Genomic DNA, 11,466 nt, shown 5'->3' on the forward strand with positions numbered 1-11,466 from the left:
TCCCAATCCCTCGACTTTGTGCACCAGATCCGCGCTCCGGCCGCTCGATCTCGCGGATCCGGTGCACAAAGTGGTGCTAGCGGCCGCCGGAGACGTCGACGGTGGTGCCGGTCATGTACGAGGAGCGGGTGGAGGCCAGGAAGGCGATGACCTCGGCTACCTCCTCGGGTTTGCCGGGGCGGGCCAGGGGCGGGGTGGCGCCGAGACGGTCCAGGCGGCCGGGCTCGTGGATGTCGGTCTGGATCAGGCCGGGCCGGACTCCGAGGACCCGGACGCCTTCCTTCGCCACCTCGTTGGCCAGGCCGGTCGTCAACGCGTCGACGGCGGCCTTGCTCGCCGCGTAGTCGACGTACTCGCCGGCCGATCCGAGCACCGCGGCGCGCGAGGAGATGTTCACGATCACGCCGCCATCGCCGCCGTACGCCGTCGACATCCGGCGGACCGCGGCACCGGCGACCAGGAACGCGCTGATCGCGTTGATCCGGAACACCCGGTCGAGCCGTTCGGCGTCGTACTCCGCGACCCGCCCGGCCGGCGAGACGACGCCGGCGTTGTTGATCACCGCGGTGATCGGGCCCAGCTCCGCGGTCACCGCGTCGAAGAGCCGCTCGATCTGCTCGGCCTCGGTAACGTCCGCCTGGACGGCGATCGCGCGACTACCGTGGTCCTCGCAGGCCTTCACGACCTGCGCAGCGTCGTGGGCTTGCGTCCGGTAGTTGACCCCGACGTCCCAGCCGTCCGCCGCGAGCGCGAGCGACGCGGCCGCGCCGATCCCGCGACTTCCACCGGTGACCAGTACAACTCCACGTCCGTCAGTCATGGTCCTACTGTTTCATGTGGGGTCAGGCAGGCGGCTTCGCGAACCCGAGTTGGGTTTCCGAGTCGGTGAATCCGAGCGAGCGATAGATCCGGATCGCGAGGTACTCCGGATCCGCGACCATCACCAGGGTCCGCGCACCGCCTTCGGTCAGCCCGTAGGTCGACGCGTGGTGGACGAGCGTGGTCGCCAGCCCGCGACCACGGTCCTCCGGGGACGTCTGCACATCCTGGAACCGGGCCAGCCCCCTGCCGTCGAACATCAACCCGAGCGCACTCTGCAGCCGATCCCCGTCGAACGCGCCGAACCACTTCCCGTGACCGTCGTCGACCAGCTCGCGCTTCGCCGCCAACCTGCGCCGGGTGAAGTCCTCGTACGCCGCGTCGACCTTCATGGACGCGGTGGCGAGACTCTGGCGGTACAGCTGCTCCCAGTCGTCGTCACTGTTCAAGAAGCGGTACGTCGAATCCGCGTTGGGCCGTTGCGGTTCCAGGACCCGATCGGCCGTCATCACGACACTGCGGTCGACTGTGAACCCGGCAGCGGTCAGCTCGTCCTCGGCCCCGACCTCGCCGTCGACGGTATCGATGCCGATGGCAACGTGGGCCGCGTCCGGGAACTCCCGCCGGAACTCGTCGAGCCGGATCTTCGCGTCACCCGTCGCGAACGGCGTGCGGTAGAGCAGGAAATTCCCCCACCAGAAGCCCGGGTTGCCCGGCGTGCGCACCACGACGTACTCCCCCGCGTCGCGCAGCGTGCTTCCGCCCAGCTGCAGCAGCAACAGGTCGGTCCGATACCCCAGGCTCTTGATCTCCACCCCCACATCCTCACCCACGCGTCAATCGCCTTCTTTGACGATGCAGTGGTTGACATGCAGCCAACCGGCTGCCTATGTTGGAAAGGCAGCCAAACGGCTGCATGAAGCGATCGGAGGGCGATGGACGACGAGGTGTTCCGGGCGCTCGCGGATCCCAGCCGGCGACGGCTGCTCGACCTGCTGAACCTGCGCAACGGGCAGACACTGCGCGAGCTGTGCGCCGAGCTCGACATGGCGCGGCAGTCCGTCAGCAAACATCTCGCCGTCCTCGAGAGCGCGAACCTCATCAGCACCGTATGGCGCGGCCGGGAGAAGCTGCACCACCTGAACGCGGAGCCGATCAACGCCATCGCCGACCGCTGGATCCATCAGTACGACCGTCGGCGGGTTCAGCTGTTCGCCGACCTCAAGACGGCTTTGGAGGCTGACATGAGCGACCACGATTTCGTCTACACCACCTACATCCGGACCACGCCCGAGCGGTTGTGGCAGGCGCTGACGGACCCGGCGTTCACCGAGCAGTACTGGCAGCTCCACCACGAGACCGATTGGAAGCCCGGCTCCCCGATGGTGTGGCACCAAGGCGACGTCGCGATCTCCGGACCGGGGCAGGTGGTGGTGGAGCACACGCCGTACACGCGGCTGGCCTATGCCTGGCACCACATCACGCCCGAGTTCGCGAAGGCGGTCGGGTTCGACGAGGCGACCTACGAGCGGACCAGCCGCGAGCGGTTGTCGACGGCAACGTTCGAGCTCGAGCCGGTCGACGACCAGGTGAAGCTCACCGTGATCCACAGCGGCTTCGAGCCGGGCAGCACGATCCGGACCATGATCCAGGACGGCTGGCCGCGCCTGCTGGCGGACCTGAAATCCTTGCTGGAGACATCAGTCGCCACCGTGCAGTAGGAGTCCTAAGGGCGCTTGTGGATCACCAGCGGGAGAACCGCGGCCGCTCCTGCTTCGCGGAGTTTCGCCGCGGCTACCGTGACCGGCCACTGGGACGATGTGGAGTCGACGAGGAGGAGCACTGTGCGTGCTGTGACGGCCTGGGCCGTGGCGCCGTCTACCTGGAGGCCGTCCCGCCAGACCTTCGCCTCCTCCGCTGACGACAGGTCGTCGGTGTAGCCGCTCCGGTCGATGGTCAGCTCCGCCCGCTCCAACCGCCCGACCCCGGCAACGTGATCCGCAACCGCGGACGTGAGCTCCCGATAACCCCCGGCAGCAAGCGGTACGACGACATCGGGCCGAGCCGACCACGACCCACGCCATCGGGAGAGCGCCGCGACCGCACCGGCCTGCAACGCCTCGACTGCCTCGGGCGCGGGCGAGCCGTTGAACGCGCCTTGCAACACCTCGCGCCACTCGGGCGCGTCGGCGTACACGATGATGCGGCCCGGCTCGGCGGAGAGTGCTGGCGGGATCTTCCCGCGGGCGCCGAACGCGCCGCCCGGCCACATCTTCCGCGTCTCCAGCACGTGGACCTCGCCGCGCAGCGACCGCGTGATCGTCGCGACGGTCTCCGGATCGGGCCGCTCCACCAACGGCTCCGGCAACACCCCCAGGCACACCGAGCACCGGCCACAGGGCTCCGCCGACGGATCGTCCAGCGACTCCTGGAGAAGTTGCATCAGACAACGATCGCCGCGGGTGTACGCGCGCATGATGTCGGCCTCGCGCCGCCGTACGGACACGATGCCGTCGTAGTGCGCCGCGTCGAACGTCCACTCGGCGCCGGTCCGGACCCAGCCGCGCTCGACCCTGTCGACGGCTCCGTCGACGGCGAGTTGCTTCAGCATCAGCTCGACCCGGGTCCGGCGCAGACCGGTCTCGGCCTCCAACGCCGGCACGGTCGCGGGCTGATCCGGTCCGTAGCTCTCCAGCGCCCTCAGCAAGCGCTGCACGTTCTCGGGCACCGGGATCGTCGCGGTCGCGAAGTAGTCCCAGACGCCCGCGTCCGCGTCGGACGGCAGCAACGCCACCACCGCATGGTCGATGCCGCGGCCGGCACGGCCGACCTGCTGGTAGTACGAGACCGGTGAGGGCGGCGACCCGACATGCACAACGAAACCGAGGTCCGGCTTGTCGTACCCCATTCCCAACGCCGAGGTCGCGATCAGCGCCTTCAACTGGTTGCCGCGCAGCGCGTCCTCGAGCCGCTCCCGCTCCCCCGCCTCCAGCTGACCTGTGTACGCCGCGACCGGGACATCTGGCCCGTGGACCTCTTGGATCACCGAAGCCAGCCGCTGCGCGTCAGCGACCGTCAACGCGTACACGATCCCCGACCCGGGAAGCGTCGGCAGTACGTCGACGACCCATGCGAACCGATCCAGCGGAGACAGCGCATCCACCACCGCGAGCTGCAGACTCGATCGCGCCAGCGGGCCACGCAGTACCAAAGTGGACTCGCCGAGCTGCTTCGCGACGTCTTCTGTCACGCGCGAGTTGGCGGTCGCTGTCGTCGCCAGCACCGGTGTCTTCGGGTTCAGCTGCTGCAGCACCTCGGACACCCGGCGGTAGTCCGGGCGGAAGTCGTGACCCCAGTCGGACACCGCGTGCGCTTCGTCGATGACGAGCAGACCGATCTGCCCCGCGAGGCCGTCCAGCACGCGCCGTCCGAAGCCCGGGTTCGCCAGGCGCTCCGGGGACACCAGCAGTACGTCGACCGCACCGGAGCGCAGATCGTGCTCGATGCTCGACCATTCGTCGATGTTGTTCGAGTTCAGCGTCGCGGCGCGGAGCCCCGCACGGCTGGCCGCGGCGACCTGGTCACGCATCAACGACAGCAGCGGTGAGACCACGAGCGTCGGGCCGAACCCCTCAGCCCGCCGGATCGCCGTCGCGGCCCAGTAGACCGCGGACTTCCCCCAGCCGGTCGCCTGGACCACGAGCACCCGCGCGGCCGCCTCGCACAACGCGGCAACAGCGGTCTCCTGATCCGTCCGCAGCCGCGCCTCGTCGCCCGCGATCGCCCGGATCAGGTCACCCGCAACCTTCGCCCGGTCGTCGGTCAGAGTCAGCATCGCCGCAGTCTCGCCCATGCCGACGACCCTAGACGCCCCCACCCCCATTCCGCGCGCGCCTGCCGCCCACCCTGTGGACAACCCGATCCAACTCCCGGCGCGCCGGCCTCCCGACCCCGGCGGTGGGGGCGTGGGTGGTGGGCTAGGCGCACTTGCCGGGGTGGCAGGGTTCTCCGTTGGAGGCGACCAGGCGGCGGGGACCGGGGCCTGTGGTGGCGAGGGTGTCGTGGGGGTTGGCCAGGGCACAGCGGTCGAGGGAGAGGCAGCCGCAGCCGACGCAGTCCTTGAAGTCGTCGCGGAGTTGTTCGAGGTGCACGATGCGGCGGTCGAGCTCGGCCTGCCAGCACTCCGAGATGCGCTCCCAGTCGGCACGCGTCGGCGTACGGTTCTCCGGCAGCAGCTTGAGGATCGCGGCCACCTCCGCGAGCGGTACGCCGACCCGCTGGGCGATCCTGACCAACGCCACCCGGCGCAACGTGTCTCGCTTGTAGCGGCGCTGGTTCCCCGACGTACGGCGGCTGACGATCAGCCCCTGCCGCTCGTAGAAATGCAGAGCCGAGATCGCCACGCCGCTGCGTTGCGACAGCTGCCCGACCGTCAACTCACCCGGCTCGATGTCCATCGCTCGTCCCTTCAACCTCAACTTATATCGAGGCTAGCGGAAAGAGTCAGGCGGTTACGAGGCGGCGCCCGATGCTCGCGGACATCAACGCGGCCGCCGCGCAGAGACCACCGGCCAGATACCACGCGATGTTGTAGCTGCCTTGCGCGTCCCGGATCGCTCCGGCGCCGGTCGCGGCCAGGGCCGCACCGACCTGGTGCGACGCGAACACCCAGCCGAACACGATCGGCCCGTCCTCGCCGAACCACTCGCGGCACAGCGCCACGGTAGGCGGCACGGTCGCCACCCAGTCCAGCCCGTAGAAGATGATGAACACCCAGGTGCTCGGCGCAGCACTCGGTCCGAGCAGCGACGGCAGCACCAGCAACGACAGGCCGCGCAGCGAGTAGTAGGCGATGAGCAGGTACCGCGGGTCCCACCGGTCGGTCAGGTACCCGGAGAAGATCGTCCCGCCAACGTCGAAGACACCGACCAGTGCCAGCAGTGACGCGGCAGTCGTGGCCGGCATGCCGTGGTCGTGCGCCGCCGTCACGAAATGCGTGCCGACCAGACCGTTCGTCGAGGCGCCGCAGATCGCGAACCCGCCCGCCAGCATCCAGAACGCGGGACGCCGGGCCGCCGTTCGCAGGGCGTTGAGCGCTCGCATGGCACTACTACCGGTCGTCTGCACCCGCTGCCCCGCCGTACTGCCCTCCGGGGCGCCGTACGCGCGCAGCCCGAGGTCACTCGGGTAGTCCCGCAGGAAGAACAGCACCAGCGGTACGACGGCCAACGCTGCACCAGCCGCCACGAGCGCAGGCACCCGCCAGCCAAAGTTCGACGCCAGCGACGCGATCAGTGGCAGGAAGATCAGCTGACCGGTCGCACCGGCCGCTGTGAGGATCCCAGTCACCAGACCGCGACGGTGCACGAACCAGCGCCCGGTGATCGTCGCCACGAAGGTCATCGACATCGACCCGGTGCCGACGCCGACCAGTAGCCCCCAGCAGAGCAGCAGTTGCCAGGACGCGGTCATGAACACGGTCAGGCCGCTGCCCAGCGCGATCAGGACCAGTGCCCCGCTGACCACCTTCCGCAGCCCGAGCCGGTCCATCAGCGCGGCGGCGAACGGCGAGATCCCGCCGAACAGCAGCAGGTTGATCGACACCGCCGCCGAGATCGTCGCGTGCGACCACCCGAACTCCTCGTGCAGCGGATCGAGCAGCACACTCGGCACCGACCGGAATCCGGCCGCGCCGATCAGCGTCACGAACCCGACCACAGCGACCGCCCAGGCCAGGTGCACCCGGGGAGCCTTCTTCGTCTCCAGTATCTGTGTCACCCGACCAGGGTGCCCGTTCGACCGCCATCGAACTAGTGGCCAGATAGACAACATATGTCAAGATATGGCCATGAGTCCTCGTCGTCATCTGGCCGCCGTCGGTCCGCACGTGGTCGCCGTCCTCGCGCTCGAGCCGGTCGTCGGGTTCGACCTGACCATCCCGCCGACCGTCCTGGGCGCCGCCACCAAAGCCGACGGCACCAAGTTGTACGACGTTCGCATCTGCGGACTCGGCGGACCGGTGCGGGCGGGTGCCGGATTCAGCCTCGTGCCGGACCACGGCCCCGAGGCGCTCGCCGAGGCGGACACGGTGATCGTGCCGGGAACCTACATCCCCCAGCCGCGGTACGAAGGCACGCTGCCCGACGACCTGGCCGCCGCGCTCGCCACCATTCGCCCGGGTACGCGTATCGCCTCGATCTGCACGGGGGCGTTCGTCCTCGGCGCGGCCGGCTACCTGGACGGGCGGCCGGCGACGACGCACTGGCGGCGGGCCGAGTTGTTCCGCAGCGTGTACCCGCAGGTGAAGCTCGACGAGGACAAGCTGTTCATCGACGACGGCGACGTACTCACGTCGGCCGGCCTGGCCGCGGGTGTCGATCTCTGCCTGCACCTGATCCGCCGCGACTTCGGCAGCGAGGTCGCCAACAGGGCCGCCCGGCACTGCGTCGTACCGCCGTGGCGTGACGGCGGACAGTCGCAGTACATCGAGCGCGCCGTACCTGAAGAAGGCAGTGAGGGTACGTCGCCGACGCGGGCCTGGGCGCTCGAACGGCTCGATGAGGACATCAGTCTCGCGGCGATGGCGGACCATGCGCGGATGAGTGTGCGTACGTTCAGCAGGCGCTTCAAGTCGGAGACCGGACAGTCGCCCGGCACCTGGCTGCTGCAGCAGCGCGTGCGGCACGCGTGCCAGCTGCTCGAGACCACCGACCTCTCGGTCGACCGCGTCGCCGAGGAGGCCGGCCTGGGTACGGCGGCCTCCCTGCGACACCACCTGCGGTCCGAGCTGGGCGTCTCTCCACTCGCCTACCGCAAGACGTTCCGCGCGGGCTAGGCCAGAACGACCAGGTCATGAGGCTGGTTGTTCATCGACTCGACGCCGTCCGCCGTCACCACGACGATGTCCTCGATCCGTGCACCCCAACGACCGGCCTGGTAGATGCCCGGCTCGACACTGAACGCCATACCGGGCTCCAGCGGCAGGTCGTTGCCCGCGACGATGTACGGCTCCTCGTGGACGTCCAGCCCGATCCCGTGGCCGGTCCGGTGGATGAAGTAGTCGCCGAAGCCCGCCGCGGCGATGACGTCCCGGGCCGCGGCGTCGATCGACTCCGCGGTCGCACCGGGCCGAACGGCCTCCACCGCGGCCTGCTGAGCCTCCTGCAGTACGGCGTACGTCGCGGCGACGTCGGCGTCCCGCGGCGTACCGACGGCGTACGTCCGCGTGGAGTCCGAGTTGTAGCCCTCGGCCACCGGACCGCCGATGTCGACGACCACCACGTCGCCGGCCTCGATCACACGGTCGGACAGGGCGTGGTGCGGGCTCGCGCCGTTCGGGCCGCTGCCGACGATCACGAAGTCCGCCCCCGTGTGGCCTTCCTCGACGATCGCGGCCTCGATGTCCGCACCGACCTCGGCCTCGGTCCGGCCCGGACGCAGCCACTCCCCGACGCGGGCGTGCACGCGGTCGATCGCCGCGCCCGCCTTGCGCAGCGCCTCGATCTCCGCCGCGTCCTTCCGCATCCGCAACTCACGGACGATCGGTCCGGCCAGCACCTGCTCGGCCTTCGGCAACGCGTCCCGGAACCCGAAGACGTGCAGCGCCGGCGTGAAGTCGCTCACCGCGACCCGCTCGGCGCCACTCAGCCGCTCGGCCACGAGGTTGTACGGGTCGACGCCGTCCACCCAGGTGATGACGTCGACGCCCAACTCCGCCAGCGGCAGATCGTCGTACCCGGGCGCTTCGAGTTTCGGCACGACGAGTGCCGGGGCGCCGTCGGCCGGGATCACCAACGTGGTGAGACGCTCGAGCGAGCCGCCGGGCTGACCGATCAGGTAGCGCAGATCGGAACCCGGTGTGATCACCAGACCGGTTCCGGCCGCGGCCTCGCGAGCGCGATCCAGGCGGGCACGGAGTACGGCGGCCCCGGGTACGGAAGGAAGTGCTGAGCGACGAGCCATGGGTGTGACTCTAGAACTGTCGGACGGGGTTGCTACAACTTGCCCCATGACCCTGCATCATGTGTCCGTCGGCGACGGTGTTCCGGTTCTCGCACTGCACGGATGGACGCCGGACCACCGGCTGATGACCGGCTGCCTCGAACCGATCTTCAGCCGCCTGACCGGATACCGCCGGCTGTACCCGGACCTGCCCGGGATGGGGAAGAGCCCGGCCGGCGACATCGACAGCTCGGACGGCATCATGGCGGCGGTGCGCGCGTTCATCGACGAGCAGATCGGCGACGAGCCGTTCCTGCTCATCGGCGAGTCGTACGGCGGGTATCTCGCCCGCGGCCTGGTCATGGAGCGCGCCGAGCAGATCCTGGGCATCGGACTGATCTGCCCGATCGGCACGCTCTGGCACAAGGACCGGAAGCTGCCCGAACACGTCGTACTGCGGTCGGAGCCGGGGGTACTCGAATCGCTGACCGAGGGCGAGGATTTCGCCGAGCTGGCCGTCGTACAGACCGCCGACGCGCTGGCGGCGTACCGCGCGGACGTGGCGCCGGGTCTCGCGGTCGCCGACACCGCGGCGCTCGAACGCATCCAGAAGAACTGGGCGTTGTCGACGGCACCGGAGAGCGGTCCGCCGTACGACGGACCGTCTCTCATCGTGTGCGGCCGGCAGGACGCCGTGACCGGATACGAGGACCAGTTCGGTCTGCTCCCCCACTACCCGCGCGCGACGTACGCCGTATTGGACGTCGCCGGCCACAATCTCCAGCTCGAGCAGCCCGGGCTGCTCGACGCCTTGATCCGCGAATGGCTTCAGCGCGCCGCCGAGTGAGCTCTCAGCTGGTCTGAGCGGTCGGCATGATCGTCAGCTGCTGGAAGTTGACCCGCGGCGGCTGGGCGGCGACGAAGCCGACAGCCTGCGCGATGTCCTCCGCGGTGAGCCACTCCATCGTCTGCTTGGATCCGTCCAGCCACTCCAGCGCGCCTTGGTCCGTGACGTGGCTCTGCAACTCGGTGCCCACGATGCCCGGCTCGAGTGCCGAGACCCGGACGTTCTTCGGACCGAGCTCGGCCCGCAGGTGACGGGACAGGTGGCTGACGTAGGCCTTGGTCCCGGAGTACACCGCGAAGTTCGGGAAGATGTTCTGCGCCGCGATCGAGGAGGTGTTGATCAGGTCCGCGACACCGCGTTCGGCGGCGGCTGCGACCAACTGCGGCGTGAAGGCGCCGATGACGTTCATCAGGCCGGTGATGTTGAGGTCGATCTGCTGCTGCCACTGCTCGGTCGCGCGCTCCTCGACAGGTGCCGGGAGCATCACGCCGGCGTTGTTGAACAGCAGGTCGGCGCCGCCGAGTTCGGCTCCGACCCGATCGGCCGCGGCCTGCACGGCCGCCGCGTCGGTCACGTCGGCCGCCAGCGCCAGCGCGGTTCCGCCGTCCTTCTCGATGCGGGTCACGAGTTCGCGCAGGCGATCCGCCCGCCGGGCCAGGACGACGACGGTCGCGCCCAGTGCTGCCAGGTGTTCGGCTGCGGCCTCGCCGATGCCGCTCGAGGCTCCGGTGATCACCGCGACCCGACCTGCGAGCGGCTTGGAGACAGCGTGCACAGTCATGTTGATGACTACCTTCCGGTGTGAAGAAGTTCGTCGGCCGGCGATCGCCGGCCGCATCTCCAGAACACCAGCCACAGAAGGGTTTCGGGGCGCTCGAGCAGGCCCTGTCCAGGCAGGCACCGTCGAGGCTGGTACCGGCAGGGCCACCCAGCGGCGCGGATCGACCGCCTCCGTCGATCACACTGGAGCCATGGAACGCAGCACCGAGGTCGCCGACTTCCTGCGCTCGCGGCGGGCCGCGATCGCGCCCGATCGGGCAGGCCTGCCCGAGGACGGACGGACGCGACGGGTGCCCGGCCTCCGTCGGGACGAGGTCGCCCGGCTGGCGGGCGTCAGCACGGAGTACTACACCCGTCTCGAGCAAGGGCGGGCCGGCAACCCCTCGGCCGAGGTCCTCGACGCGCTCGCCCGCGCACTGCAACTGGACGCGACCGAACGCGAACACCTCAACGACCTGCTCAGCCGGCGTGCACCGGTACGACGGACGCCGGCCGGCCCGCAACGGGTCCGGCCCGGTCTCTACCTGATGCTGCAGACCCTCGACCACGTGCCCGCGTTCATCCTCGGACGACGGACCGACGTCCTGGCCACCAACCGGCTCGCACGCGCGGTGCTGACGGACTTCGACGCGATGCCGGCGACGCGCCGCAACCTCGCACGGTACTACCTGCTGGATCCCGAGGCCCGCGAGCGGGTCGGCGACTGGGAGCGGATCGCGGCCGAGACCGTGGCGATGCTCCGCCTCGAAGCCGGCCGCCACCCGAACGATCGGCAACTCGCGGATCTCGTCGGCGAGCTCACCCTGCGGTCGCCGGAGTTCACCGGCTGGTGGAACGACCACCGCGTCCTGCGCCGCACCCACGGCGCGAAGGTCTACCGCCACCCGATCGCCGGTGAGCTGCAGTTCGCCTACGAGTCCTTCCAGGTGCCCGGCGACGCCGAACAGACCCTCTGCGTCTACCAGGTCGAGCCGGGTTCGCCGACTGCCGACGGCCTGCGGCTGCTCGCCAGCTGGACCGCTCCGCAGCACGCGACCGACTGAATCACCCCCTGCCGCTCACCGCTACCAGCGGGTAAT

At 69.6% G+C, this 11,466-nt stretch carries 11 protein-coding genes; 4 read left to right on the top strand and 7 right to left on the bottom strand.

Annotated elements, in window-relative coordinates:
- Positions 1–76: 76 nt before the first annotated feature.
- A complete protein-coding gene (locus EV651_RS32425; RefSeq protein ID WP_133789081.1) occupies positions 77–820 on the bottom strand; it encodes an SDR family oxidoreductase in 744 nt (247 codons plus the stop codon).
- Positions 821–842: 22 nt separating this feature from the next.
- Entirely contained in the window at positions 843–1,634 is a 792-nt protein-coding gene (locus EV651_RS32430; RefSeq protein ID WP_133789082.1) for a GNAT family N-acetyltransferase, read from the bottom strand.
- A gap of 120 nt (positions 1,635–1,754) precedes the next feature.
- Here EV651_RS32430 and EV651_RS32435 point away from each other — a divergent pair, with 120 nt between their 5' ends.
- Positions 1,755–2,540, top strand: coding sequence for a metalloregulator ArsR/SmtB family transcription factor (locus EV651_RS32435; RefSeq protein ID WP_133789083.1), 786 nt, complete (start codon positions 1,755–1,757; stop codon positions 2,538–2,540).
- A gap of 5 nt (positions 2,541–2,545) precedes the next feature.
- On the opposite strand, the gene EV651_RS32440 is transcribed toward EV651_RS32435, so the two are convergent.
- The 3 genes from EV651_RS32440 to EV651_RS32450 all read right to left on the bottom strand — a co-directional run bounded on the left by EV651_RS32440 (position 2,546) and on the right by EV651_RS32450 (position 6,597).
- A complete protein-coding gene (locus EV651_RS32440) occupies positions 2,546–4,672 on the bottom strand; it encodes an ATP-dependent DNA helicase RecQ (RefSeq protein WP_133789084.1) in 2,127 nt (708 codons plus the stop codon).
- Positions 4,673–4,796: 124 nt separating this feature from the next.
- Positions 4,797–5,276, bottom strand: a complete 480-nt coding sequence (gene soxR / locus EV651_RS32445; RefSeq protein WP_133789085.1) for a redox-sensitive transcriptional activator SoxR — start codon at positions 5,274–5,276, stop codon at positions 4,797–4,799.
- 46 nt (positions 5,277–5,322) lie between these two features.
- On the bottom strand, positions 5,323–6,597 hold the full coding sequence (locus tag EV651_RS32450; RefSeq protein WP_238157328.1) for an MFS transporter: 1,275 nt from the start codon (positions 6,595–6,597) through the stop codon (positions 5,323–5,325).
- Between the two features lie 70 nt (positions 6,598–6,667).
- Between EV651_RS32450 and EV651_RS32455 the strand changes: the two genes are divergently transcribed.
- Positions 6,668–7,654: a GlxA family transcriptional regulator gene (locus EV651_RS32455; RefSeq protein WP_133789087.1), complete on the top strand. Its 987-nt coding sequence runs from the start codon at positions 6,668–6,670 to the stop codon at positions 7,652–7,654.
- Here the strand turns inward: EV651_RS32455 and EV651_RS32460 are convergent.
- Positions 7,651–8,781: a Xaa-Pro peptidase family protein gene (locus EV651_RS32460; RefSeq protein ID WP_133789088.1), complete on the bottom strand. Its 1,131-nt coding sequence runs from the start codon at positions 8,779–8,781 to the stop codon at positions 7,651–7,653. The genes EV651_RS32455 and EV651_RS32460 overlap by 4 nt on opposite strands.
- Positions 8,782–8,827: 46 nt before the next feature.
- Between EV651_RS32460 and EV651_RS32465 the strand changes: the two genes are divergently transcribed.
- A complete protein-coding gene (locus EV651_RS32465; protein ID WP_133789089.1) occupies positions 8,828–9,607 on the top strand; it encodes an alpha/beta fold hydrolase in 780 nt (259 codons plus the stop codon).
- 4 nt (positions 9,608–9,611) lie between these two features.
- Here EV651_RS32465 and EV651_RS32470 read toward each other — a convergent pair whose 3' ends face one another.
- Positions 9,612–10,388 carry an SDR family oxidoreductase gene (locus EV651_RS32470; protein WP_133789090.1) on the bottom strand — a complete coding sequence of 259 codons (777 nt, stop codon included), beginning with the start codon at positions 10,386–10,388 and terminating at the stop codon, positions 9,612–9,614.
- 190 nt (positions 10,389–10,578) lie between these two features.
- Here EV651_RS32470 and EV651_RS32475 point away from each other — a divergent pair, with 190 nt between their 5' ends.
- Positions 10,579–11,430 carry a helix-turn-helix domain-containing protein gene (locus EV651_RS32475; protein ID WP_133789091.1) on the top strand — a complete coding sequence of 284 codons (852 nt, stop codon included), beginning with the start codon at positions 10,579–10,581 and terminating at the stop codon, positions 11,428–11,430.
- Positions 11,431–11,466 lie beyond the last annotated feature (36 nt).

The organism is Kribbella sp. VKM Ac-2571, assembly GCF_004362255.1.
GTDB lineage: Bacteria > Actinomycetota > Actinomycetes > Propionibacteriales > Kribbellaceae > Kribbella > Kribbella pratensis.